Origin of the sequence: Acidovorax sp. LjRoot194 (assembly GCF_964253015.1) — a bacterium.
GTDB lineage: Bacteria > Pseudomonadota > Gammaproteobacteria > Burkholderiales > Burkholderiaceae_C > Acidovorax.
Genome location: NZ_CAXUQB020000001.1, coordinates 2,706,918 through 2,732,715 on the forward strand (window position 1 = coordinate 2,706,918; position 25,798 = coordinate 2,732,715).

A 25,798-nucleotide genomic window follows, 5' to 3' on the forward strand; every position below is an offset into this window, starting at 1 on the left:
GGCGTTGAATGCTGCCATTCCCGAAGTGCGAGCCGGTAGCCAAACCGTGCAGTGCCAGCGCCGCAGCTGGTGTGCTGGCCATGCGGACACGCCATCGCATCGACGTCCTGCTCACGGGCGTGGGCGTGCCACAACGTCCCGTGATCTTCATCAACGGGCTAATCGGAGGTGGATCTGTTTCGGGCAGTGGTCCTACAGTTTCGCGCCATATGGTCACGAGGGCGGCGCACCATTTCAGCTCTGTGCAATGCAAAATTCTTGGTCTATGCCCAAGCAACCATCCAGCAGTGCCACTTTCGCCGATTTCGCTCTGACGGCTCAATCCAAATCCGTGCGTGACGCGCTGGCAAAGCTGCTGGCACTGACCGACTTTCGGTACATTGGTATATGGCGTTTTAAGGACGGAATGGCCACCGCGGCCGTGCACTTCGACCGCCAAGATCCAACCGCCATCGCCTCGGGCATAGTGCCTCAAACCGCTACCTACTGCTGCTATGTCCGCGAGAGTGGCGTTCCCTTCAAGACACCTCAGGCGCTGCTCGATGAACGCCTGGCGTCCCATCCTGCCAGAGAGACCGTCGCGTCCTATGTCGGGGTGCCTGTGATGGACTCGAACGGATCCATTGTCGGTACGTTGTGCCATTACGATTTGGTGCCACGGGATGTGGAGCAGGTCGACACGAAGTTGATGCTGCTGGTGGCCAGTTACTTGACCATGAACAATCTGGTACCACCCTATCCCGAAAGTACCGTCTAAGTCGTCGCGCAATGCTCTGGAAAAAGGCGAGCCATTCCAATCTGATTGGTCGAGAGATGGGCATGCTGCGCCGTAAATCATTCAATGACAAGCGCAACCTGGAGTCAAAGGCGTCTCACGCGCGCCAGTCCGAACAAAGCCATGATGGACGCCAGCCCAACAAGGGCCCACTCCGACAGCGTGGGAATGGCTGCCGCTGCAACCACCGGTACAGCGGCTACTGTGAAGCTTGTGGGGTTGGCCGCACCCGCTACAGCCGGGTCATCAGTCTGGTTGGTCGCGTCGTTCGTACCATCCCCGTCGGAGTCGTAAGCAACGCTCCCATGGTTGGAAACCACGGTGCCGGCAGCGGCTGGGTTGACAGTGGCTGTGACGGTGAGGGTCACCGTGCCGCTGGAAGGAATGCTCCCGTTCCATGTCACGGTGTTGGTGCCTACGGTAGCTACGGCAGTGCCGCTGGAGGCGGTGGCACTTACTAGCGTCACGCCCGCGGGTAAAACGTTTGTGAACTCATTGCCAGGGTTGTTAGCCTGCGCGGCAGGCCCGTTGTTTGTGAGCACGACTGTGTAGGTGGCTGTACTGCCTGGGATGAACGTGCCTGCGACGGTCTGGGTTGCTGTGACATAGGGCGCTGGTGCGAGCGACACCCGCAGGGTGAACGAATCAGCGTTCAGGCCTGCACCCCAGGCCCACACATAGGTGCCAGGCGTCGCGCCAAGACCTGCGAGGGTGGTTGCGTTCCAAATAGCACCACCGGAAAGGGGCGACCCCGAGACGTAGCCCTGCGGAACGAACAAGAAGCCTGAAGTGCCGCTGAGAGCCACACGCTGGCCAGACGAACTGGAGGCAAAAACAAGAGTCCCCGATCCATACGAGGCGGGTCCAGTAAAGCCTGTAAATCTGTCAGCATTGACCGTTGTACCGTAGGCAACAGAACCCACTGCAGGCCGCATCTGCGACGAGAAACCGAAGACAGGTCCAGCAACAGTTAGCGCTGTTGTATTCAACGGGCCGCTGCCGGTCACTTCCACGTTCGGTCCGTTCTCGTACATGAAAGCAACGTGTGCCGCGTGTGATGCCCCCGTACAGGTCACCAAGGCGGCCGCTGCCGCAAGTCGCGTGATTTTCATGGAGCTTTGTCTGCCCTTTTTTAGGAGATCGAGAAGGACGCCCTTATTGCTACCGACATGTTCCGAGCGTCATGTTTGTTGGCCAAGCTTTGCCAAGGGATAAACGATACCGGATTTTCTTACCGAGGGACGTGCGCCTGCCACGACCCAACGGCGGATCGACTTGCTGTTAAGGCAGATATTCGATGGTTATGGATCCATCGCCGCCCGCTGCAGACGAATTGCCGCCATTCGTCGACACGGAGTACGAGGACCCGGAGGGGCCAGTGCTGCCGCCTCCGCCACCTCCGCCCCATCCACTCGTGCCGGAAATGGATGCACTGCCGCCTCCCCCTCCATAGCCTCCGCCGCCTCCGGAGCCAAAAAGTCCGCCGCCGTTGCCGCCGTTACCACCACCGTTGCCTGCACCGCCAACCGCATAGGTGTTGCTTCCTCCACCGCCACCGTTGCCAGCCCCTCCGCTCGACCCGTTCCAAAATCCGTATGGGTCTGTGCCACCTGCGCCACCGATGCCTGCTCCCCCTCCAGATGCTGCACCCGGGCCGCTGCCAGCCTCGCCTGCGCCCGTACCAGCACCACCGCCGTTTCCGCCCCTACCGCCGATGACGCCTCCACCTCCGCCCCCGCCCGCTATGATCTGATCGGCAGTGCCTGCACGAAAGCTGCTCGCACCGCCACCACCTCCTCCACCGTAGCTGTTGTTTGAGTAAGTAGATGCTTGGCCACCTCCGCCAACGATCAGGGCGAAGGTATCGCCGCTATTGACTGTAAGAACTGCCGTGACGCGGCCGCCGTGGCCGCCTGGGGAAGTGTTAGATCCATGAGAACGGGAGCTGGCCCCTCCCCCACCCGTCGCGACGATCCGGACCCTGGTCACGCCAGAAGGTACGGTCCAAGTCGCGGCTCCTGGTATCGCAAAAGTCGCACCCGGTCGTACTGTGAGGGGCGAAGTAGGGTTGGCGCTGACGCTCCCCAGCGTTGCAGAAATGTTCGTGCTTCCGGCAGCGAGCGTCGTTGCCAGTCCTTGGCTACCCGGGGTATTGCTGATGGTTGCCACGGTCGCGGCGTCCGACGTCCAGTTGACGGACGTTGTGATGTTCTGGGTGGAGCCGTCCGTGTATCGGCCTGTCGCTGTGTACTGCTGCGTGCCTCCGGCCACGACGTCTGCACTCCCGGGCGAGATGACTATGGAGGCCAGTGCCGCGGCGCTCACCGTCATCGTCGCTGCCGGGGAAGAAATCGCGCTCTGGGTCGCTCTGATGGAGCTTGTTCCGCTGGCAAGCGCCGTTGCGCGGCCATTGGACCCGGGCGCGTTGCTGATAGAAGCGACAGAGGCGTTGCTGGATGACCAACTCACCTGCGTCGTCACATCCTGCGTACTGCCGTCGGTGTAACTGGCGATCGCCGTGAACTGCTGGGACAAACCTTTGGGCACACTAGGTGAGGTGGGTGTCACGGCAATGGAAACCAGCGTTGCGGGCACAACTATAAGGGTGGTAGCCGGGGATGTGACGGCACCCAGTGATGCAGTGATGGCACTGGTGCCGGTAGTCAAAGTAGTGGCCTCACCGTTCGTACCTGCTGCATTGCTGATCGTCGCTACGGATGTGCTGCTGGACGTCCAGGTCACCTGCGTGGTGAGCACCTGCATCGACTGATCGGTGTAGGTGCCTGTGGCCGTGAACTGCTGCGTTCTGCCTTTGGGTACGCTGGGTGAACTCGGTGTCACGGCGATGGAAAGCAACGTGGCCGGTGTGACCGTCAGCGTGGTAGGCGCAGACGAGACGCTCCCCAGCGAGGCCGTGATCGATGTGGCGCCGGTGCCCAGTGTGGTGGCCTGACCGTTGGTGCCCGCCGCGTTGCTGATCGTTGCCACTGCTGGACTACTCGATGCCCAAGTCACCTGTGCCGTGAGCGTCTGCGTCGTCTGGTCGGTATAGATGCCTGTCGCCGTGAACTGTTGCGGCATGCCTTTGGGAACGCTGGGCGATTTGGGTGTCACGTCGATAGACACCAGCTTGGCCGCCGTCACTGTCAGGTTGACCGGCTGTGAGCTCAGGTTGCCGATCCTTGCTGTGATAGCGGCGGTGCCACTGGCCAATGTCGAAGCTCGGCCGGTCGTTCCCGCAGCGTTGCTGATCGTTGCCACAGCTGGATTGCTCGACGACCAGGTGACCTGGTTGGTGAGCACCTGTGTTGTCTGATCGTCATACGTGCCTGTGGCTGTGAACTGCTGCGGCAAGCCGACTGCCACCGACGCCAAGCCAGGCGATATGGAAATGGACACGAGTGATGCAGGTGCCGCGGTCAGCGACGCGGCTGGCGAGGACACCGATGCCAGGGTGGCCGTGATGCCCGTAGTGCCAGTGCCGCGAGCCATCGCGACGCCTTGCGCGTCGATGCTGGCCACGCCGGTCGCGGTGGAAGTCCAGTTCACCTGCGTGCTCAGGTTTTGCGTGCTGCCGTCGCTGTAGGTGCCGGTGGCCATGAATTGCTGTACAGCGCCCAGCGCAACGGCTGATGTCGTCGGCGTGACTGCAATGGACACCAAACTGGCGGCAGTGACGTTCAGCGTGGCCGTCGAGCTGAGGCTACCGCACAAGCTCGCGTTCTGGCATTTCGCCATGACCGATGCGCCTCCTGGGGCCATTGCGGTGGCGAGGCCGGACGTGTCGACCTTCACCCGTGTGACATCAGACGTTCTCCAGCGCACCGCTGCGCCAAGATCGTGCGTGGTGCCATCGCTGAAAGTGCCGATGGCCGAGAACTGCGTCGTGGTGCCGGCGGGCAGGGTGCTGATGCTGGGGGTCACTGCGATGCCGGTCACCGTGGCCGCAGTGACTGTCAGAACCGTAGTCCCTGATTTTCCATTCAGGGTAGCGCTAAGCGACACGGCACCAGGAGCGATGGCAGTGACCAGGCCGGTCGATGGGCTGACGGTGGCCACCGCCGTGTTGGCAGAAGCCCAAGCCACCTGCGACGTGACGTCTTGATGGCTGTTGTCAGAGTAGATGGCCGTCGCTGCCAAACGCACCGTTGTGCCTGCTGCGATGCTCGGGCTGGCTGAGGTGACTTCGATAGTGCTCAGGGTCGGCGCAGACGGTCCGTCACTGGCACCACCACCACTGCCTCCGCATGCGCTGAGCACTATCAGGATCAATATCGTGAACAACCGAAGGAGCGAGAACGAACTAATGCGGTGTGCTGTTTGCATCAAGTTTGACAAGGAATGTTGGCGACTCGCCAAGTGGTTGATTGGCGGGGATGCGTGCATTCGCTGTGTCATGCACAGAACTGAATACTCAGTACCAGGTTCAAACCTGGGAGGGTGCTGCTACGGCTTGATTAGTAGCTGCAACAAACGCATCGCCTGTTCAAACTGAATGTAAGCAGTGCGCCACCCTGTGCATATAGTCCATTCGGACCGGTGTTGCAGAGAAGCCCTACCCAGTACACCGACGCATTTGCTCAGTGCGTCAGTGAAGCGTCCGACAACATGGCGTTCAGCGTTGCCCAGAACTCTCTGGGTGCAACCGGCTTGTGCAATAGAGCGACGTCACTGTTGAGCGCCTCGCGCAGCCGTTCTGGGGCAGTGTCTCCGGTGATGAAAAGCGCAGGCACCGACCTGCCATAGTGATTTCGCAAGTACCGGATCACCTCAGCCCCGTTTTTGACCGTCTCGTAGCCTGTAGTCACTCACGATAGCGTCCGGCTGAAATTCGCGCAGCGCCAAAGCCTCCTGCAAACCCTCGACAGCCATCGCCAAGCAGCCCCAGGTTTCCAGCAGCGTCAGCATTGCCAAGCGGACGGTTTCGTCGTCGTCGACTACCAACACCTGGCGACCAGCCAAGATCGGCGATGGCAACGCATGCCACGGCTGCAACGCGGCAGGCCTTTCACCTTCGGCGGAAAGGGGAACGCTGACCCTAAACACACTGCCGCGCCCCGGCTTGGAGGACAGCGTCAACGGTATGTCCAATGAGCGGCACAGGCCATCCGCGATAGCCAGTCCCAGGCCCAGCCCTTTGCGGCGATCACGTTCTGGGTTGCCCAGCTGATGAAACTCGCGAAAGATCTCGCGCTGCTGGTGTTGGGCGATGCCCACGCCCGTATCGAACACCTCGATGGAAAGACGCTCGCCGCGCTGGCGACAGCCGATGAGGATGCCGCCCCGCTCGGTGTAGCGAATGGCGTTGCTGATGACGTTGCGAAGTATCAGCTCCAACAGCGCACCGTCCGTGAGGACCACCGCGCGACAGTCCCTGGAGCGGTAGAGCAAGCCCTTGGCGTCTGCCTGCGGCGCGAGCTCTTCTTCCAACTTGTGCAGCATTTTCTGTACGCAATGGCTTGAGAGCGTTGGCCGTATGACGCCCGCCTCAATGCGCGAAAAATCCAGCAGCGTATCCAGCATCTCCCTGGACGCAACGCTCGCTGCCTTGGCATGGTCGAGCACCGGCTTTTGCGAGGGCGCTAACGGGCCTGACGACAGCGCCTCCAGGAAAAAACCCATGGCATGAACGGGCTGACGCAAGTCATGGCTTGCCGCAGCCAGGAAGCGGGACTTGGCTTGGTTTGCCTGCTCAGCGCGTTCTCTTTCGTCGTTGGCAGTTTGCTTTTCTACCTCAAGCCTCTTGATGAGATCGAGGTTTTCAAAACGCAGTCTGATCGACTCCTTCAAACCGCGTCCGATGAGTTTGGCTTGGCCGTACTGACTGAGCACGTAGATCATGCAGCAAGCTCCCATCGCCTGGTACATCAAGCCGTCCATGACGAGGAAGCGGCTCCCTGTGACCAGCAGCATGGGCATGATCAACGCGATGAATAAAAGTTGCACGGGGGAAAGCAGGGGAACGGCATTGCTGCTGATGGCGGCCATCGTTCCCAGCAGCATGGCGGTAGACGCAGGTGACGACCCCTCTTGCACCACAATCCAGCCCAGGCATCCCCAGATGACGCCTTCCAGTGCCTTCCCTACAGCCAATTGCCCTGTGATGCGTGGCATTTGCTCAAAGCTGAACCCGTACTTCAGCGTACGCCGGCAATACACCACCATGGTGATGCGGCACACGAGTGTGATCACGTACCAAAAAGCCAGCCAAGCGTTGTTGATGGACGGTGCAAGCACGCGGATTTTTTCACCGGTCGCTTCGGATACGAAGGTGTGCTGCGCTCCGCTGGTCACGTTGAATACCACGACCAACAGGGTGGCGAGCAGGAAGCCGATAGGAAGCGACTGGCCAATGCCGCCTATAACCAGCTTGAGCTGCGCGGCATAGATTTGATCGTCGTCGTTCACAAAATAAGTCCTTGTCGCCGCGCGACGAATACCGCCTCGGAGCGGCTCGATGCCGACAGGGCCGCCAGGGTGGCCTGCACGTGCCCCCGCACGGTATGTTCCGACAGCGATAGGCGCCGCCCAATCATCTTGTTGGACAGTCCCTGACTGAGAAGATCCAGAACCTCCAGCTGTCGCGGCGTCAGGGAGGCAGGGTTTTTTGTGCCGGTCACTTCCACCGATGCAGCCCCATCGCGCAACAGCATCTGCACGTTCTGCAAAAGCCGCTCGGGATTTTCTGTTTTGGAGAGGAAAACGACAGCTCCCCGCTCGCGGGCCTGTTCTATGCGATCGGGCATGTCGTATGCCGACACCACAACGATGCGCGTGTTTGGCCACTTGCGCAGCAGCAGGCCGATGCCCTCCAGCCCGCTCAATCCCTGGAGTTGAACGTCAAGCAGGATGAGCGTGGGCGCGATCTCTGAGAGGCGCAGCGCCTGCTCTAAAGATGCTGCTTGGTGGATCTCTACATCTTGCAGGCCATTGGCCAAGACCATAGCGATTCCAGCCCGAAAGAGGCTGTGATCGTCGATGAGCAGAATTGCCTTCATGCAGGCAATGTAACCAGTCCTGAGAATGCTCTGTCATTTACTCGCCACACCAGTCCGAATGGACTATATGCACCGAGGTGGCCATTGCTTATATTGATCCGGCACAGGCACGCATGTCGATGTAATCCGGCTTAAATTGGCGCTACCACCTCTGCACCTCGCGGCATGATTAATTATTTCATGCGTCAAATAAAGCATTAAATGCTGTCAGTCGGTAGGGGGCACTTTTGGCTGACGTGAGTGCAAGCAATTTTCCATTTGAGACTGACTATGAAGCTTTCACTGCTTGCAAAAGCCGTGTGCCCCGCATAGGCCAACTTATTTCACTCTAAGGTTCAGGTAAAGCGCTGGAAATTTCTGCAGCGCGCATTCACCTATGGCTCGGTAGCTCTGTTGACAGCCTGCGGCGGAGGAGGCGGCGATAGCACTCCATTGCCTCCGGAACCTGCACAGGTTACCTACAGCGTCGGTGGGCAACTGTCCGGCCTGGGCACAGGCAAGACGGTCGTCATTGCAGACGCCAGCGGCCCTAGCGCGTCCCTGTCCACCAATGGCAGCTATAGCCTGCGCCTGGCCGCGGGAACGGTCTACAGCTTGCGGGTGCAGGCACAACCCACTGGTCAGACCTGCAACCTCACCAACGGCAGCGGCACGGCCACGGCCGATGTGAACAACGTGACCATGACCTGCCTGGACAACGAGGTGCCTGCCCAGGCGCAGACCGTCACGGGTTCGGTTGCAGGGCTCCAAGCGGGCAGCAGCGTTGTATTGCGCTTGATCAGCGCCAACAACTCCACTCAAGACCCCACCGTGCGTGCCGATGGCAGGTTCGCATTTGCGCAGCCTGTGCTGGGCGCGTACAGCATTACGGTACTCACCCAGCCCAGCGGGCAATCCTGCGCTGTGGCCAACGGCCAGGGACAGGTGCAGCCCGGTTCGCCCTCGGCAAGCGTCGTAGTGACCTGTGCCACCAGCGCCTACAAACTGTCAGGCAGGCTGCGAGGCAGCCTGGGCCAAGTCGTGCTGCGCAACAGCGTCAACGCAGACACCCTCACGCTCAACAGCAACGGCGACTTCACCTTTGCACAGCCTGTCTTGCATGGGGGTCGCTACGCCGTCTCGGCGATCTCGTCGGGCGCCAGCCAAATGTGCACCGCGTCGTCGGGTACCGGCACGGCAGTGGCAGACGTCACCCAGCTCACGGTGGACTGCGAGGACACTTCGCCGCCTCCACCGCCCCCCGCACCGGTGGCGATCCCAGCGGTGCCCACGCTCACACTGGGCTACGACGTGAAGACCTTCAAACTCAGTTGGACGACCGTGTCCGCGCCCACTGGCGGTGGCGCTGTGAGCTACAAGGTCACGGAAGATCCCGATGGTGCAGGCCCCCAGACGGACACACAGCTCGCAACGGGCCTGAGCACCACCAGCTATGACCGGGTGGTCACCGGGCTGTTGCACACCCGGCTGAACGCCACATACCGGGTGAGCGCCTGCAACAGCGCAGGCTGCAGCGCCTGGTCTGCTGCCCAGACCGTGGACTTGACGCGCGCCATTGGGTATTTCAAAGCCGGTAATACAGGCGACAGTGACGAGTTTGGCTACAGCATGTCCATGTCAGGCGACGGGAACACTCTGGCGGTGGGAGCCATCTACGAGGACAGCAATGCCACAGGCATCAACGGCGACCAAACCAACAATGCCGCCGGTGATTCTGGCGCGGTGTATATCTTTTCGCGCAGCGGCAGCATGTGGATCCAGCAAGCCTACGTGAAGGCCAGCAACACGGAGAGCGATGACCGGTTTGGCTTCAGCGTGTCTCTCTCCGGCGATGGGAACACCTTGGCGGTGGGGGCGATATTGGAAGACAGCAACGCCACGGGAGCCAATGGCGATCAAACCAGCAACTCAATGGTCAACTCCGGCGCCGTGTACATCTATGCGCGCAGCGGTAGCACTTGGAGCCAACAAGCCTACATAAAGGCCAGCAATCCAGGCCCTGTCGACTTTTTTGGTCGCAGCGTATCTCTCTCGGGCGATGGCAGCACTTTGGCAGTGGGCGCAGATTGGGAGAGCAGCAACGCCACAGGCATCAACGGTGACCAGACCAACAATGCGAGCGGCGCCTCCGGCGCTGTGTACGTCTTCACACGCAGTGGCAGCACCTGGAGCCAACAGGCCTACGTGAAAGCCAGCAACACAGGGGCGAACGACAAGTTTGGCTACAGCGTGTCGCTTCAGCCGACGGCAGCACCATGGCTGTAGGTGCGGTCTTTGAGGCCAGCAACGCCACAGGTATCAATGGCAACCAAGCCGACAATTCAGCCGGTGATTCTGGGGCAGTCTATGTCTTTACTCGCAGTGGCAGCGCCTGGAGTCAGCAAGCCTATTTGAAGGCTAGCAATACAGGGCCACTCGACCAGTTTGGCAGTAGCGTGACTCTTTCAAGCGATGGCAATACCCTCGCTGTCGCAGCGCCGACAGAGGACAGCAATGCGACGGGCGTCAACGGCGACCAAGCCAATAATGCCGCCGGCGATTCTGGCGCTGTGTACGTGTTCACGCGCACCGGCAGCACGTGGAGCCATCAAGCCTATGTGAAGTCGAGCAATACTGCTGCGGGTAGCCGGTTTGGCAGCAGCATCGCTTTGTCAGGCGACGGCAACACGCTGGCGGTGGGGGCGGCTCGGGAGAGAAGCAACGCCACAGGCATCAACGGCGACCAAGCCAGCACTGCAGCTGCCAACTCCGGAGCGGTGTACGTCTTCAAACGCACCGCAAGCACCTGGACTCAGCAGTCCTACGTCAAAGCCAGCAACACGGCGTCGAATTACGATTTTGGCTGGAGCGTGGCGCTGTCGAGCGATGGCAGCACCCTGGCAGTGGGTGCGAAATCCGAAGACAGCAACGCCGTGGGCATCAACGGCGACCAAGTCAACAACGCATCCAACAATTCTGGTGCGGTGTACATCTACTAATCCGACGGAAGGCTTACGAAGGCTGCCGCTCGCGCGCGAGACAGCGCGAGCACAGCCCATACAGGTCCGCTGTAATGGGTCGGTCGCGACGATTTTATTTGACAATCAATTCACACTGGTAATTTGAAATTTGATTGTGGAAATATTCGCCGAATAGATTTAAATGCCGAACGGCTGCTCCGAGATTCAGGCAGCCCCGTCCCCGGACTAAATCTATTTGGCATTAAAAATATTTCTTTTTAGGACAAGTGTTGTGAGCGCACGGGTTTAATAACCGAGCTGCAATAGTCACTCTCAATTTCCCTTCTGTTGTTTTTGGGCAGCTTCGAACGACTGTTTGGTCAGTCCAAATGGACTGATTTAGTGCTTCGGGTGGAAGGCCATTAGGTCTTCAAAGCTAGCATCGCACCGTACTAATCCAAATGCATCCCAGTCCGGTATTGCCTTTAGGAAAAAGCGTGCGGTATCAAGTCGCCCGGAAACCACCATGTCAACGCCAATCTCGAACATCTTTTCCCCGCTCGGACACGGCAGCCGCGTCATGCACATGCCAGCTTGGCTGGACAAATGCTTAGGCGAAGCCTTCTGGCTGGTGGCCTGTGTGCTGTGGATGGCTCTGACGGCACCGGGGGTGTGGGCCAACACAGCTACGCGCAGCACCGCCACGGATGCCATTGCCAGCGAAGTGTCGGCAGGTGATCAGCACACTTGCGCGGTCGTGGCCAGTGGCGCAGTGCAGTGCTGGGGCGGCAATATCAAGGGCCAAAGCAACGTGCCCGCGGCGCTGCAAGTAGGCGGGGCGGTGTCGGTGGCTGCGGGCGCTTCGCACACCTGTGCGGTGACCATGGGCGGTGCAGTTCAGTGCTGGGGCGACAACGAACGGGGCCAAACCGGCGTACCGGCCGCGCTGCAAGGCGGTGGGGCGGTGTTCGTGGCTGCGGGCCTTTACCACACCTGTGCAGTAGCAACAGGGGGCGCCGTGCAGTGCTGGGGCAGCAACGACGCGGGTCAAACCAGCGTTCCGGCCGCGTTGCTAAGCGGCGGGGCGGTGTCTGTCACCACAGGCAATTACCACACCTGTGCGGTGACCATGGCCGGTGCCGTGCAGTGCTGGGGCGGCAATGTCGAGGGCCAATCCAGCGCACCGGCCGCTCTGCAAGGCGGCGGGGCAGTGTCTGTGGTTGCGGCAGGTAACCACACCTGCGCAGTGACAACGGGGGGTGCCGTGCAGTGCTGGGGCCGCAACAATGAAGGTCAAACCAACGTGCCAACCACACTGCAAGGCAGTGGGGCGGTGGCATCTGTGGATGCGGGCGCTTTTCACACCTGTGCGGTGACCACTGGCGGTGCCGTGCAATGCTGGGGCAACAACGGCAGTGGCCAAGCCAGTGTGCCGGCGGCGCTGCAAGGCGGCGGGGCGGTCTCGGTGGCTGCGGGTGGTTATCACACCTGCGCGGTGACCACGGGCGGCGCCGCGCAGTGTTGGGGCAACAACGGCAATGGCCAATCCAGCGTGCCGGCGGCGCTGCAAGGCGGCGGGGTGGTGTCGGTGGCTGGGGGCGGTTACCACACCTGCGTACTGACCACAGGCGGTGCCGCGCAGTGCTGGGGCAACAACGGCAGTGGTCAAACCAGCGTGCCGGCGGCGCTGCAAGGCGGCGGATCGGTGTCCGTGGCGGCGGGCTATATGCACACCTGCGCGGTGGCCACGGCCGGCACTGTGCAGTGCTGGGGCGACAACGGCAGTGGCCGAACCAGCGTGCCAGCCGCGTTGCAAGGTGGCGGGGCGATGGCCGTGTCCGCGGGTGGTTCGCATACCTGTGCGGTGACCACAGTCGGCGCCGTGCAGTGCTGGGGCGACAACGATAGTGGTCAAACCGTCGTGCCGGTCATGCTGCGAGGCGGCGGGGCGGTGTCCGTGTCTGGGGGCGGTTACCACACCTGCGCGCTGACCACTGGCGGCGAGGTGCAGTGCTGGGGCCGCAACATTGAAGGACAAACCAACGTGCCGGCGGCCCTGCAAGGGAGTAGGGCAGTGTCCGTGGCCGCTGGCGCTTTTCACACCTGTGCGGTGATCACGGGCGGTGCCGTGCGATGCTGGGGCAAGAACGTCAACGACCAAACCAGCGTGCCGGTAACGCTGCAAGGCGGCGGGGCGGTGTCCGTGGATGCGGGTGGTTATCACACCTGTGCTCTAACCACGGGCGGCGCTGTGCAGTGCTGGGGCTACAACAGCCGCGGCCAGACCAGCGTGCCGACGGCGCTGCAAAGCGGCGGGGTGGCGTCCATCGCTACGGCTCATGAACACACCTGTGCAGTGACCACCGACGACACTGTGCAGTGCTGGGGCTCCAACGGCTACGCGCAGGCACCCGCATTGCGTGCCTCTCCTCGCCAGTCGATCACCTTTACCCAGGTAGCCTCGCCGCGGGCTGGCGCCAGCAGTTCGCTCATGGCCAGCGCCAGCAGTGGCCTGGCGGTCAGTTTCGATACCTGGACGCCTGATGTCTGCAGCGTAGCTGGCAGCACCGTGACCCTTCTGCCCGGCAAGACGGGCCACCTGTGCGGCGTGCGGGCCTCGCAGCCCGGTGGCACGGATGCGAGCAACTTCCGCTACGCTGCCGCGCCAGTGCGCTCGCAAGTGTTGGTCGTGCAGGCTGACCTGCCATCGGCGCCCACGGGCCTGCAGGCAACGCCGGGAGACCGCGCCGTCTCCCTCGCCTGGGCTGCGGCCAGCGACAACGGCAATCCCATCACCGGCTACACCGTGACCGGCGTGCCGAGCGGCGGCGGCATCAGTGTGGGCTGCAACACAATCGGCACTTTAACCTGCGTGGTTCTGAACCTCGCCAACGGCACGGCCTACACGTTCAACGTCACTGCGACCAACAGCGCAGGCACCGGCCCAGCATCGAGCCCGCCGGTTTCCGCCACACCCAAGGGCCTCCAAACCATCACGTTCACTCATCCGGGCAACCGAACCTTCGGCACCTCGCCCACCCTGGTAGCCACTTCCACCAACGCGACTCCACCTCCCAGCTTCAGTTCCGGCTCGACCGGTGTCTGCACGGTCACCCCGGGCGGTGCACTCACCTTTCTGGCTGTCGGCAGCTGCACCATCCACGCAGACCAGGCGGGCACCACCGCCTTCGACGCAGCACCGCGCGTGAGCCAGACCTTCGCAGTCACCGCGCAGCTATCGGTATCGGGCACCGTGCCGGGCATGGCGGGCACCGCCACGGCCAGCCTGACGGGCGGCGGTGCGGGCTGCACGTTTGCCAGCGGCACCGGTTTCGCTCCGCCAGGCAGCTCCCCCAGCGGCTACATCTTGCCCCACGGTGGTTTTGCCTTTGCGGCCACAGGGTGCACGGGTGGCAGCAGCGTCACTCTTACGCTGACCTACCCGCAGGCCCTGCCTGCCGGCGTGCAGTTCTGGAAGTTCGGTCCGGCCACGGCGGGGGGCACCACGTCCACCTGGTTCCAGTGGGCGGGTGCCACGCTGAGCCCGGACCGCCGCACGGTGACCTACACCGTGACCGACAACGGCATTGGGGATGCCGACGCGACCCTGGGCACGATCCGCGACCCGTTCGCGCCGGTGCTGGCTGCGGCGCCGGCTGGGGTGGCTTCGATTCCGACGCTCAGTGAGTGGGGCTTGATCCTTACCTCGCTCATGGCAGCGGGGATGGGCATGTTGGTGCTGCGCCGCCGTCCGACCGGCCTCACGGCTTGATGTGCGCGCAATACGCTCCTACCGCTCGCCCATATTGATTTTTATGCTATTAAAAGTGGAGCGACGCTCCTCGCAAAACCGCTGCGCCTCGTCGACTAGCCACTCCCGCACCTTGTCCATCGCCGGGCTGGGGTGTGCGGTGGTCACAAACGAATATGCCGCACGCGACAACACGCTCTGGGCCAACACAGGCACCAGACGCCCGGCCTTCACGTCCTGCACCACCAGCGCGGCTCGGCCCATCGCGATGCCTTGGCCGGCCAGGGCCGCGCCCAGCGCCAGCTGCGACAGGTTGAACTGCTGACCGCCCGCCCAGGACGGCGGCGTGGCGCCCACTTGGGTGAACCAGTGCTGCCATTCCTCGTACGTGTCCGCGCCGTCCCAGGCGCTGCTGTCGTGCAGCAGCCAGTCGCCCTGCAGGTCCCCTGGCGTGGTGATGGGCGGGTGGCGGGCCAGGAAGGCGGGGCTGGCCACCGGGATGAGCCATTCGTCCAGGAACACGGTGGCGCTCAGGTCGCGGTAGCCACCCAGGTCGAAGCGCACGGCAGCCTCGATGCCGTCTCGCACCATGCGGGTGCGGTCCAGCGTGTGGAACTCCCCGAAAACGCGCAGACCCAGGCTCGGATACTGCCGAAAGAACTCACCCAGCCGGGGTGTGAGCCAGCTCATGGCGAACGACGGCGAGCAGCTGAGCGTGGCGGTGGCGGACTCCGGCGGCTGGCGCATCTGGGCGAGGGTGCTTTCGATGGCGGTGAAGCTCTCGCGCAGCACTACGGCCAGCCATTGGCCCTCGGGCGTGGGCACCAGGGCGCGCGGGGTGCGCAGGAATAGCGGGCGGCGCAGCCAGTCTTCGAGCTGCTTGACCTGCTGGCTGACCGCCCCCTGGGTGATGCACAGCTCTGCCGCCGCCTTGGTAAAGCTGCCGTGGCGGGCGGCTGCATCAAAGCTGCGCAGCCAGGCGAGCAGAGAGGGAGAAAGTCGAATGTCCATTACTTTGGCTAATGTCTTCGTCACTATAAATGCGTTGTGACAAGCGAGTGACAGGCGAAGAATGCTGCAGTGCGTGGGCCCGGGGTGCGACAAGCACCTGCCCGCCCACGGTGTGCCACTGCCGCCCAAACATCTATGTCCGAAACCGAATACATGGTCGAACCGTCAGTCCTAAAGGGAATCGATCCGCTGCTATCGACCCACCTGCGCCAGGCCCAGCCTTGCCTGTGGACCAACCCGGTGCGGCTGTTGCAGGCGCCTGCATCCCTTCAGGCACTGGGTCGCACCATTAGTTTGAATGATACGCGGGAGGCTGCGGCGCGGTTCCATCGCTTCGAAGGTTTGCTGGCGCAGGTGTTTCCCGAGTTGGCAGGCACGGGCGGGGTCGTTGAATCTGCCGTGCTGCCTGCCGCAGCGCTGCAGCCAGCATTGGGCATTGGGCCTGACCAAGGTCGGTTGTTCATCAAGGCGGACCACAGTTTGCCGGTGGCCGGATCGATCAAGGCCCGGGGAGGCATGCACGAGGTGCTGGAGTTTGCGGAGGGGCTGGCGCTGCAGCACGGCCTGGTGCAGCCGGGTGGTGACTACTGCGCGCTGGCCACCCCGCAGGCGCGCGCGGTGCTGGGCCGCTACCAGGTGGCGGTGGGCTCCACCGGCAACCTGGGGCTGAGCATTGGCGTGGTGGCGTCGGCCTTGGGCTTCAGGGCCGCGGTGCACATGTCGGCCGATGCCAAGGAATGGAAGAAAGAGCGCCTGCGCCAACGTGGCGTGCAGGTGGTGGAGCATGCCGGCGACTACGAGCGCGCCGTGGCTGTCGGCCGTGCGCAGGCGGGCAGCGACCCGCTGTGCCACTTTGTCGACGACGAGCAATCTTTCTCGCTGCTGCTGGGCTACAGCGCAGCGGCCCTGCACCTGCCCGCGCAACTGGCAGAGCAGGGCATCGTGGTGGACGCCGGGCACCCGCTCATCGTGTACCTGCCTTGCGGCGTGGGCGGCGCTCCTGCAGGGATTGCGTTTGGCCTGCGGCAGGTGCTGGGGCCGCATGTGCATTGTTACTTTGCCGAGCCGGTGCAGTCGCCGTGCTTCATGGTGCAGATGCTGGCGGATCAGGCCACGCAGTCGGTTGGTGGCCAGGCGCACCCCTCGGTCTACGACTGGGGCCTCACCAACCAGACCGAGGCCGACGGCCTGGCCGTGCCCCGCGCGTCCCTGCTGGCGGCGCAGTTGATGGGGCCGCTGCTGTCGGGCGTGTTTACCGTGGCAGACGACACCTTGTTTGCCCACCTGGTGCAGGTGCTGGATGCACTGGGCGAGCGGATCGAGCCCTCGGCGGCAGCGGGCTTCAGTGGCCCGGGCATGTTGACCGGCACCGACGCGGGCCAGGCCTGGCTGCACCGCACAGGCGTGGGCGCAGCGCTGCCCAACGCCACCCATCTGGTCTGGACGACGGGCGGGCTGCTGGTGCCCGATGCGCAGTACCAGGGCTTTGTGCAGCGCGGGCGGGCCCTGCTGGCCGCCCGTGGCTGACGCTGTTCGCGCCCGCCCATTGCACTGACATCCCGCCTTCGCACCCCATCGAATCCGTCCCGACAACCCCTTGAATCCCTTGACCTTTGAAGAGAACGCCATGAACCGCAAGAAGCTGCTTTTGTCTGCCGTGATCTGTGCCCTGGGGGCGCTGCGTGGGCCCCCGCCATGGCGCAAGACGGTCCTTTCCCTGCCAAGCCGATCACGCTCGTGATCCCGTTTCCGCCGGGTGGCGCCACCGACGTGCTGGGCCGGCTGATCGGCAAGAAGATGGGCGACCTGCTGGGGCAAAGCGTGGTCATCGACAACCGCGCGGGGGCCGGCACCACCATCGGTGCCAGTGCCGTGGCCAAGGCGGCGCCCGACGGCTACACGCTGCTGATGAGCTCGGGCACCACCTTCACCGTGAACCCCGCGGTGCGCCCCAAGCTGCCGTACGACCCGGTCAAGAGCTTCGAGCCCATCGGCATCGCCGGGCGCACCAGCCTGATCCTGCTGGCCAACAAGGACGTGCCGGCGGCGGACGTGAAGCAGTTCGTGGCGCTGGTCAAGGCCGCGCCCGACAAGTATTCGTACGGCTCGTTCGGCGCAGGCACCACCTCGCAGTTTGCGGGTGAGATGTTCTTCCACGCGGCGGCGCTCAAGATCCAGCACGTGCCCTACAAGGGCAGCGCACCGGCCATGACGGACCTGATGGGCGGGCAGATTCCGCTCACGGTCGACACCGTGTCGGCCGCGCTGCCGCAGCTCAAGGACGGCAAGATCAAGGCCATTGCCGTCACCGCCGGCAAGCGGTCGGCCCTGCTGCCCAAGGTGCCCACGCTGGCCGAAAGCGGCTACCCAGGCCTGGAGATGGACACATGGCTGGCCATGGTGGCACCGCGGGGCCTGCCGCCCGCGGTCAAATCGCGGCTGGAGCTGACCCTGGCGCAGGTCGGGTCAGACCCGGACACCCGCAACCGGATGATCGCCGTGGGGTTCGAACCCGCCTATGCTTCGTCCAAGGCGGTGGCTGAGCTGATCGACAAGGAGCTGCCGCTGATGCGGGCCATTGCCCAGCGCGCCAGCATCACCGCAGACTGAACCTGCCCCTCAAAGAGTCAACAGATCAACAAGTCAAGGAGACAAGCCTGACATGACCCCCCAGAGCACCCACACCCCCCAGCGCACCCAGAGCACCCTGGTCGAGCTGACCGCCAACGAACTGCGCCACCGCATCGGCACCCGCGAGGTATCGCCCGTCGAGCTGCTCGATGCCTGCATCGAGCGCATCGAGGCCCTCAACCCCCATGTGAACGCCATCACCGCCACCTGCTACGACCGTGCCCGCACCGAGGCCCAGGCCGCCGAGCAGGCCGTGCTGCGCGGCGAGCCGCTGGGCCTGCTGCACGGCCTGCCGCTGGGCGTGAAGGACCTGGAGGCCACGGCCGGGCTGCTGACAACCTACGGATCGGAGATCTACCGCAGCAACATCCCGGCCGAAGACAATGTGCTGGTGGCCCGGCTGCGCGCGGCGGGCGCCATCGTCACCGGCAAGACCAACATCCCGGAAATGGGTGCGGGCGCCAATTCGCGCAACACGGTGTGGGGTGCCACCGGCAACCCGTTCAACCCCAACCTGAACGCAGGCGGCTCCTCGGGCGGCTCGGCCGCGGCGCTGGCCTGCGACATGCTGCCCGTGTGCACGGGGTCGGACACAGGGGGCTCGCTGCGCATTCCGGCGGCCAAATGCGGCGTGGTGGGTTTTCGGCCATCGCCCGGCGTGGTGCCCAGCTCGCGCAAGCTGTTGGCCTTCACGCCCATCTCGGTGGTGGGCCCCATGGGCCGCACGGTCGAAGAGGCCTGCCTGCAGCTGGCCGCCACGGCCGGGCTGTCGGCCGGCGACCCGCTGACCTACCCGCTCGACCCGATGAGCTTTCTGCTGCCCGAAGGTGTGGACCTGGGCGGCTTGCGCGTGGCGTACACCGAAGACTTCGGCGCCTGCGCCGTGGACGACGGCATTCGCGCCGTGTTCCGCCGCAAGGTGCAGGCCATGAAGCACTTGTTTGGCAGATGCGACGCCATTGATGTGGACCTGGGCGACGTGCACCGCTGCTTCGACGTGCTGCGCGCCGAGGCTTTCGTGGCCAGCACGCGCGAGGCGTATGAGCGCGACCCCGCCAGCCTGGGACCCAACACCCGCGCCAACTACGAACTGGGCGCCACCATGACGCTGCTCGACAGCGCCTGGGCCCAGGCCGAGCAGACGCGCATCCTGGCGCGGTTCCAGAAGCTGTACGAGCACTACGATGTAATTCTGGCGCCGACAACGCCGGTGTCGCCGTTTGCGTGGACCCATCTGTACGCGAGCCACATCAACGGCGAGCCGCAGGCCAACTACTACCGCTGGCTGGCGCTGACCTATGTGACCACGCTGACCACCCACCCGGCGCTCAGCCTGCCATGCGGGCTGGACGACGCGGGCATGCCGTTCGGCCTGCAGATCGTCGGGCGTTTCAGGGCAGACCGGCACACGCTGGGCGTGGGGCACGCGCTGGAGCAGGCGTTCAAGGGTATCCCGGGGTTGGCGCGGCCGCGCCCCGACCTGTTCAAGCTGCAGGGCGCGCAGGCCGAGCCCGCGCTGACTTCCATCGTGACCGGTGCGCCCGACCCGCGGGACGCGCGCAGCCTGCCGCGCGAAGACCGGGTGGCGTCACAGGGCGCGGTGTCGGCTGTGTGACCAGCGCCAGTGCACCAGGATGAAGGCAACGAAGGACAGGCCATGGACTCTGTGACATACGACCATGTGGTGATCGGTGCGGGCATTGCCGGTGCCTCCGTGGCCTGGCAACTGGCGGCCGCGGCCACCAGCGCAGGCGATGCGGACGCGGCAACCCGTGTGCTGCTGCTGGAGCGCGAATCGCAGCCCGGCTACCACACCACCGGGCGGTCGGCCGCGCTGTACATGGCGACTTACGGCACGCCCAACATCCAGGCGCTGACCCGCGCGAGCCGCGGGTTCTACGACGCGCCGCCGCCCGAGTTTGGCGACACGCCCATCCTGTCGCCGCGGGGCGTGGTGTACGTTGCGGGGCCCGGACAGCTCGACCTGCTGCAGCAGGCCTACGACGACGCCCGCGCAGCGTCGCCCAATGTCGAGTGGGTCGACCACGCGGCGCTGATGGCGCTGCTGCCCTGTTTGAAGCCGGACGCCGTGGCGGCCGGCATGAGCGAGCCCGAAGCGGCCGACATCGACGTGCACGCCCTGCACCGGGGCTACCTGCGCGGCCTGCGCCAGCGCGGCGGGCAGGTGCTGACAAGCGCCGAAGTCACGGCCCTGGCCTGGGTGGGCGAGATCTGGCACATCACCCTGGCCGATGGCCGCACGCTGCAAGCCCGAGCCATCGTGAACGCCGCCGGGGCCTGGGCCGATGTGGTGGCCGCTCTGGCGGGCGTGCCGCCCATCGGCCTGGAGCCGCGCCGCCGCACGGCTTTCACCTTTGCCGTGCCAGAGGGCATGGACGCCAGCAACTGGCCTGCGGTGATCGGTATCGACGAAAGCTTTTACTTCAAGCCCGACGCCGGCCAACTGCTGGGCTCGCCTGCCAATGCCGACCCCACGCACCCGCACGATGTGGTGCCCGAAGAGCTGGACGTCGCCACCGGCATCTATCACATCGAAGAAATGACACGGTTCCAGATTCGCCGCCCGTCGCACACCTGGGCGGGCTTGCGCTCGTTCGTGCCGGACGGCGACATGGTGATCGGCTGGGACAACCACGTGCCGCGCTTCTTCTGGCTGGCAGGGCAGGGCGGCTACGGCATCCAGAGCGCGGCGGGCGCATCGCTGCTGGCGTGCCAGCTGCTGCGCGGGGAGCCGCTGGGCGATGAATTGGTGCGTGAGGGGGTGGTGCCGGAGGCGCTGTCGCCTGCGCGGCTGCGGTAGCGAAGGACCGGGGGCCGGGCGCGTTTGGCGCTAGCTCAGGCAGCGGGCGCCCCGGGCTGTGCACAGCGCCCTACCGGCCGCATTGCGCCGAAAACCCGCAGCGGCCGACTGCTGCCAGCGCTCAGGCGAAGGTATTGACCTGCGTGCCCAGCGTGCCAGATGTGGCCAGCGTCGGCTGGGGCATGGACTGCTGCATGGCGTCCAGCAGCGTGGAGGCGGATACGGCCTGTATGTCCAGCGCTTTCTTCAGCACCACCATGTTCAGGGCGTCCGATGTCTTGGCACTGGCCAGGGAGGTGGCGGTGCTGACGATGCTGTTGGCGAGTGCGACGTCCATGGCGGTTCCTTCGGTTGATGGTTCCGTATCGGCAGGTCAGGCCGAGACTTGAGGCCTGTTACCTTGTGTGACACCCTGGCCCCGCAGCTTGGAGCGGATAACAAAACTCAGCGAAGCGGTTCTTGCCAGGCGCTGCGTCGCAGGCACTAATAATTTTGTGAGCCCCTCTCAGTCGAGCGCAGGCACGCCCAGACCGCCACATGTGGCCAGGTCGGACGCCGATCCGTCCGGCAACTGGCGCGCCACATCCCGCAGGGCCGTGCGCAGGCCTTCCTCCAGCGTGGGGTGATAGATAGGCATCCCCAGTAGGCACTGCACGGTGAGCTCCCGATGGATGGCGAGCGCCAGCAGGTGTGCCAGGTGCTCGCCGTCGGGTGCGCACAGCTCGGCACCCAGCAGGCGGCCGGTGATCTTGTCGGCATGGACGAGCAGCCGCCCGTGGTTGTGCAGGGCAGCCCGGGCGCGGCCCTGGTCGGCAAAGCCCACGGTGCCCGTCACGGTGTGGGTTGGGTCGAGGTCTTCCAGGCGCTGGCCCACAGTGGCAATGTTAGGGTCGCAGAACACGATGGCCAGCGGGGTGCGGCGCTGGAACCGCGTGGGCGTGTCGGCCATGGTGTTCATGCCGGCGATGTGGCCTTCGTCCGCGGCCTCGTGCAGCAGCGGAACCTGCGTGTTGGCGTCGCCGGGCATGAACACCCGCAGGCTGCCGACCTGCAGCGTTTTCGGGTCGACCTGCGGCAGGCCGCGCTTGTCGAGCGGTACCCCCAGGGTATCCAGCCCCAGGTGTTCGATGTTGGGAGTGCGCCCCATGGCGGCTATCACCTGGTCCACCACCACCCGGTTCGGGCCGCTGGACACCTCGATGCCGCCGGCCACCTCGCGCAACTGAGCGGGTTCGCCGGTGTGCAGCACCATGTCTTTCTTGAGTAGCGCGGCCAGTTCTTCATTGAGGCCGGGGTCGCTCAGCCCCGCCAGCGTGTCGCCCGTGCTGAATGCGGCCACCTGCAGGCCCAGCCGCGCCAGCGCCTGCGACAGCTCCACGCCGATGGCTCCCATGCCGACCACGGCGATCCGCGGGCCCAGTGTGGCTTGTTCGAACAGCGTGTCGGTGGTCAGCATGCGGTCGCCGAAGGCGAGCCATTCCTCGGGTACCTTGGGGCGCGATCCGGTGGCGATGACGATGCTCTTGGCCTGGTAGACCTTGCCGTCGATGTCCACCGTGCCGGGCCCCAGCAGCGTGGCGCGGCCCGAGATGCTGGCGTGGCCCAGGTTGTCGGTGGCTTTCATCACGCCGGCCACGAAGTCGTCGCGCAGGGCGCGCACACGCTGCAATACGGCGGGAATGTCGGCGCTCAGCGCATCGCCACCGCGTATCCCGAATTCTTCGAACGCATGGCGGCGGTGGAAGGCGTTGGCGGCTTCGATGAGGGTCTTGGACGGCATGCACCCCACGCGGGCACAAGTGGTGCCCCAGGGGCCGTCGTTCACGATGAGGTAGCGGCTCGTGCGTTTGCGCACTTCGCGCAGGGCAGCCAGGCCGGCGGTACCGGCGCCAATGATGATGGTGTCGAGCGGTTCGCTCATGGGGTGGGCTCCTTGGCAAACCTTGGTGCGGGGAGTGTGCGGTAGTGTGACGCCGGTGGGTGTAGGAGCACAGGCATTTGTGGCGCTTACGCGTCCAGCCATCCCACGCGGCCTTGGCCGATGTCGTTGATGCGCCGCACAAAGGCGGCTGCCTGTATCTCCGGCAGCCGCAACTGCAGGGTGACCAGCGAGCCGTGGCCGACCTCGCCCAGCTCGGCGGCTGCGGCCTCGATCTCGCGGCGCAGCAGGCCTTCGAGTGCATAGGGCACCTGGCACTGCAGCGTCGCCATGCGCTGCAACGGCACCTTGGGCGCAGTGAGCAGAGCCTGTGCTACAGCATCGGTGTAGGCCCGTACGAGGCCGCCAGCGCCCAGCTTCACGCCGCCGAAGTAACGCACCACGGTGGCCAGCACGCCCTCCAGGTCCTGGTGGCGCAACACGTCCAGCATGGGGCGCCCGGCGGTGCCGCTCGGCTCGCCGTCATCCACCGCGGCAGACTGCCCGCCCGCCAGCAGCGCCCAGCAGATGTGCGCCGCGCCGGGATGTTGCTGCCACAGGGCATTCACGGCGGCCTGCGCGCTGGCCCGGTCGGCCATCGGTTGCACGCACCCGATGAAGCGGCTTTTCTTGATGGTGATGTCGCTGTGCGTAGGCGAAGCCAGGGTGTAAGGCATGGGGCGCCGAGTTTACGGCGCGGGGGGCCGCGCCGCTTCCCCGACGAGCGACCGACCTGCGCCGACCCACGCCGACCTGTGCGCGTTTGTGGAACGGACGCAACACCCAAGCGCCTGTTCGGCCTTGCTGGTAACACAGAGCCACGGAGTGTGCGTTTGGTCACACGGGAATATGGCGTCTGTTCCTACACTTTGTTTTTGTGGCGGCGATCTAAGCTCGCGCTACAGTTTCGAAGCAGTCACACTTAGTTCTCAACTTTCAACGTTGCTTGACGAAAGCGGATATGTCGACCTCGGTGTCGGCACTCAGCCCACCGACGGAACAAAGGAACCGCCATGTTCGCCATTCCCCTCATCGCCCCTTTGCACGAAACCCTGACCAGCCATGTGTTCGGCAGGTTCATGTCTCGCTCCGCGCAAAGCGCTGCTAGCGATGCGGTCATGGCATCACCCCTGGTGGGCGAGTCGGTGTTCGACGACACGGTGCCCGATCTGGCCCAACGGGTGCGCGAAACCGGCGAGTGGTAAGCCGATGGTCGGTGCATGTGCCGCCGTGGCTTCGCGCCTAAGCACCCTCGGCCAGCGTGCGTGACATCACCACGCTGGTGTAGTTGGTCAGCGGCCTCCAGTCGCACTCGCCCACCACGCGGTAGCCCCAAGATTCATACATCGCAATCAGTGTCGAAGCAGGCTGGGCCGTATCCAGGCCCATGACGCTGGCACCTGCCTGCTGCGCAAACGCGGTGGCGTAGGTGTGCAATTGCTTGCCATACCCCCGTCCCTTGGCGTCGGGCGAAATGCAGAACTGGCAAAACGTCCAGACACCGGGATCGCGGTACAGCGCCACCGGCGACTCCCGCTGCGGTGGCCGCAAGGTGATGGTCCCTACGTACTTGTTTCCTTCCAGCATCACCAATCCGCGGCCGGACGCATAGCGCTTGGCCGTGTCCTCCACCGACTGGTGCGTGCCCCAGTAGCGCAGACCCTGCGCGCCGTGGGGCGCATAGGCCGAGTGGATGAGGTGGGTCAGTTGCTGCAGGTCATCGCTGGCGCTGACGGGGCGGATGAGGATTTCAGTGCTGGCGGTCATTGGGTGAAAGGGCGGAAAGCCTTGGCGCGATGATGGCATGCGGCTGGCGGGCACAAGCCGCGACCCAGCCTTGGCTCAGAGCTTGAGCTCCCAATGCTCCCCGACCAACTGCTGCCCGAACCCTTCGTAGGGCTCTGACTTGACCCGCGTGAAGCCGCGTTTGCCGTAAATGCCACGGGCCGCTGCGAGGCAGCTGTTGGTCCACAGCACCATCTTCTTGTAGCCCTTGGCGCGGGCAAAGGCAATGCACTCGTCGGTCAGGCGTGCGCCCAGGCCCAGCCCGCGGGCCTGGGGCGACAGGATCAGCATGCGCAGCTGCGCCACGGTAGGGGACTTGCGCACCACGAACACGGCGCCCACGCGCTCGCCGTCGAGCTCGGCGATCCAGCAGCGCTCCCACTGGGGCTGGAACTTGGTCACGAACTGCGCGGCGATGTCGGCCACCAGTGCCTCGAAGCGGGCGTCCCAGCCGTACTCGCGCCAGTAGATATCGCCATGCTGTTGCACCACCCAGCCCATGTCGCCCGGCACGGGGTCGCGCAGGACGACCACCTTGGCGGCGGGGGCGCTGCTGGTTGGTTCCAGCACGGCCTCGATGCGCTGCATGGCGTCGACCACCTCCTGGCGCCGGGCCGGGGGCAGGGGGGCGAGCAGGGCGGCGGCTTCGTCACGCGATCGCTGCTGCAGCGGCTCGAAGGCATCGCGCCCTGCGGCAGTCAAGACCAACACGCTCTGGCGCGCGTCCCGGGCGCTGGGGCTGCGGCTGATCCAGCCCGCCGCTTCAAAACGACGCAGGATGCGGCTCAGGTAGCCCCCGTCCAGGCCCAGGTCCCGCGCCAGTTCGCTGGCCACCAGGCCATCGCGGTGGGCCAGCTCGTACAGCACGCGCACATCGGTCAGCGACAGGTCGCTGCCCAGGAAGGGGTCCAGCACACCCACGCGGCGGGTAAAAAACCGGTTGAACCGGCGCACGGCTTTCACGGCCTCCGGGCCTACCGGGGGCATGGTTGCGGCAGGCGGCGTGGGCGCAGCACCTGCAGAAGAGGTGCCTGCCTTGGACGTATTTGCGCTCATGGTTGCCTTTGTCATTTAATTGATTGACTGAGGCAAGTATATGCCTGATGTAGATCAAGCCTGTCAGCGCCAGGGGGAAGTGCTTTCAGGGCGACAAAAAGTGCCCACTCACG

At 64.5% G+C, this 25,798-nt stretch carries 18 protein-coding genes and 1 pseudogene; 9 read left to right on the forward strand and 10 right to left on the reverse strand.

Going from position 1 to position 25,798, the window contains the following annotated elements:
- Window positions 1–265 precede the first annotated feature (265 nt).
- A complete protein-coding gene (locus tag ACSQ3N_RS12120) occupies window positions 266–757 on the forward strand; it encodes a GAF domain-containing protein (RefSeq protein WP_056168772.1) in 492 nt (163 codons plus the stop codon).
- A gap of 104 nt (window positions 758–861) precedes the next feature.
- On the opposite strand, the gene ACSQ3N_RS12125 is transcribed toward ACSQ3N_RS12120, so the two are convergent.
- The 4 genes from ACSQ3N_RS12125 to ACSQ3N_RS12140 form a co-directional block, all read right to left on the reverse strand.
- A complete protein-coding gene (locus ACSQ3N_RS12125; protein WP_436146373.1) occupies window positions 862–1,887 on the reverse strand; it encodes an IPTL-CTERM sorting domain-containing protein in 1,026 nt (341 codons plus the stop codon).
- Between the two features lie 169 nt (window positions 1,888–2,056).
- Entirely contained in the window at window positions 2,057–5,101 is a 3,045-nt protein-coding gene (locus tag ACSQ3N_RS12130) for a beta strand repeat-containing protein (RefSeq protein WP_436146374.1), read from the reverse strand.
- Window positions 5,102–5,545: 444 nt separating this feature from the next.
- Window positions 5,546–7,183, reverse strand: coding sequence for an ATP-binding response regulator (locus ACSQ3N_RS12135; protein WP_436146375.1), 1,638 nt, complete (start codon window positions 7,181–7,183; stop codon window positions 5,546–5,548).
- Window positions 7,180–7,773 carry a response regulator gene (locus tag ACSQ3N_RS12140; protein ID WP_056168795.1) on the reverse strand — a complete coding sequence of 198 codons (594 nt, stop codon included), beginning with the start codon at window positions 7,771–7,773 and terminating at the stop codon, window positions 7,180–7,182. Before ACSQ3N_RS12140 ends, ACSQ3N_RS12135 begins: the two co-directional genes overlap by 4 nt.
- 432 nt (window positions 7,774–8,205) lie before the next feature.
- On the opposite strand from ACSQ3N_RS12140, the gene ACSQ3N_RS12145 reads away from it, so the two are divergent.
- From ACSQ3N_RS12145 to ACSQ3N_RS12155, 3 genes are all read left to right on the forward strand, one after another.
- Window positions 8,206–10,038 (forward strand): FG-GAP repeat protein, encoded by a 1,833-nt coding sequence (locus ACSQ3N_RS12145; RefSeq protein ID WP_436146376.1) that lies wholly within the window; start codon window positions 8,206–8,208, stop codon window positions 10,036–10,038.
- The gene (locus ACSQ3N_RS12150) at window positions 10,029–10,751 is read left to right on the forward strand and encodes an FG-GAP repeat protein (protein ID WP_082516946.1); all 723 of its coding nucleotides are present in this window, start codon (window positions 10,029–10,031) and stop codon (window positions 10,749–10,751) included. The genes ACSQ3N_RS12145 and ACSQ3N_RS12150 overlap by 10 nt, the downstream gene beginning before the upstream one ends.
- Window positions 10,752–11,292: 541 nt before the next feature.
- Window positions 11,293–14,484, forward strand: coding sequence for an IPTL-CTERM sorting domain-containing protein (locus tag ACSQ3N_RS12155; RefSeq protein WP_436146377.1), 3,192 nt, complete (start codon window positions 11,293–11,295; stop codon window positions 14,482–14,484).
- Between the two features lie 18 nt (window positions 14,485–14,502).
- On the opposite strand, the gene ACSQ3N_RS12160 is transcribed toward ACSQ3N_RS12155, so the two are convergent.
- On the reverse strand, window positions 14,503–15,474 hold the full coding sequence (locus ACSQ3N_RS12160) for a LysR substrate-binding domain-containing protein (protein WP_436146378.1): 972 nt from the start codon (window positions 15,472–15,474) through the stop codon (window positions 14,503–14,505).
- Between the two features lie 153 nt (window positions 15,475–15,627).
- Here ACSQ3N_RS12160 and ACSQ3N_RS12165 point away from each other — a divergent pair, with 153 nt between their 5' ends.
- The 4 genes and pseudogenes from ACSQ3N_RS12165 (at window position 15,628) to ACSQ3N_RS12180 (ending at window position 20,926) form a co-directional block, all read left to right on the forward strand.
- Window positions 15,628–17,001, forward strand: a complete 1,374-nt coding sequence (locus tag ACSQ3N_RS12165) for a D-serine ammonia-lyase (protein WP_056169355.1) — start codon at window positions 15,628–15,630, stop codon at window positions 16,999–17,001.
- Between the two features lie 100 nt (window positions 17,002–17,101).
- Window positions 17,102–18,084, forward strand: a pseudogene (locus ACSQ3N_RS12170) (Bug family tripartite tricarboxylate transporter substrate binding protein).
- Between the two features lie 52 nt (window positions 18,085–18,136).
- Window positions 18,137–19,720: an amidase gene (locus ACSQ3N_RS12175; protein ID WP_056168815.1), complete on the forward strand. Its 1,584-nt coding sequence runs from the start codon at window positions 18,137–18,139 to the stop codon at window positions 19,718–19,720.
- Window positions 19,721–19,762: 42 nt separating this feature from the next.
- Complete coding sequence (locus ACSQ3N_RS12180) at window positions 19,763–20,926, forward strand: NAD(P)/FAD-dependent oxidoreductase (protein ID WP_056169359.1); 1,164 nt, start codon at window positions 19,763–19,765, stop codon at window positions 20,924–20,926.
- A gap of 121 nt (window positions 20,927–21,047) precedes the next feature.
- Here the strand turns inward: ACSQ3N_RS12180 and ACSQ3N_RS12185 are convergent, their stop codons facing one another.
- The 3 genes from ACSQ3N_RS12185 to ACSQ3N_RS12195 form a co-directional block, all read right to left on the reverse strand.
- The gene (locus ACSQ3N_RS12185) at window positions 21,048–21,263 is read right to left on the reverse strand and encodes a YjfB family protein (protein WP_056168820.1); all 216 of its coding nucleotides are present in this window, start codon (window positions 21,261–21,263) and stop codon (window positions 21,048–21,050) included.
- Between the two features lie 168 nt (window positions 21,264–21,431).
- Window positions 21,432–22,847 carry a dihydrolipoyl dehydrogenase gene (locus ACSQ3N_RS12190; RefSeq protein WP_056168823.1) on the reverse strand — a complete coding sequence of 472 codons (1,416 nt, stop codon included), beginning with the start codon at window positions 22,845–22,847 and terminating at the stop codon, window positions 21,432–21,434.
- Between the two features lie 86 nt (window positions 22,848–22,933).
- Window positions 22,934–23,521 carry an IMPACT family protein gene (locus ACSQ3N_RS12195; protein ID WP_056168827.1) on the reverse strand — a complete coding sequence of 196 codons (588 nt, stop codon included), beginning with the start codon at window positions 23,519–23,521 and terminating at the stop codon, window positions 22,934–22,936.
- Between the two features lie 336 nt (window positions 23,522–23,857).
- Between ACSQ3N_RS12195 and ACSQ3N_RS12200 the strand changes: the two genes are divergently transcribed.
- Window positions 23,858–24,049, forward strand: coding sequence for a hypothetical protein (locus tag ACSQ3N_RS12200; RefSeq protein WP_056168829.1), 192 nt, complete (start codon window positions 23,858–23,860; stop codon window positions 24,047–24,049).
- A gap of 37 nt (window positions 24,050–24,086) precedes the next feature.
- On the opposite strand, the gene ACSQ3N_RS12205 is transcribed toward ACSQ3N_RS12200, so the two are convergent.
- Together ACSQ3N_RS12205 and ACSQ3N_RS12210 are read right to left on the reverse strand one after the other, a co-directional pair.
- Window positions 24,087–24,611, reverse strand: coding sequence for a GNAT family N-acetyltransferase (locus ACSQ3N_RS12205; RefSeq protein ID WP_056168832.1), 525 nt, complete (start codon window positions 24,609–24,611; stop codon window positions 24,087–24,089).
- A gap of 75 nt (window positions 24,612–24,686) precedes the next feature.
- A complete protein-coding gene (locus ACSQ3N_RS12210) occupies window positions 24,687–25,616 on the reverse strand; it encodes a bifunctional helix-turn-helix transcriptional regulator/GNAT family N-acetyltransferase (protein WP_056168835.1) in 930 nt (309 codons plus the stop codon).
- Between the last annotated feature and the right edge of the window lie 182 nt (window positions 25,617–25,798).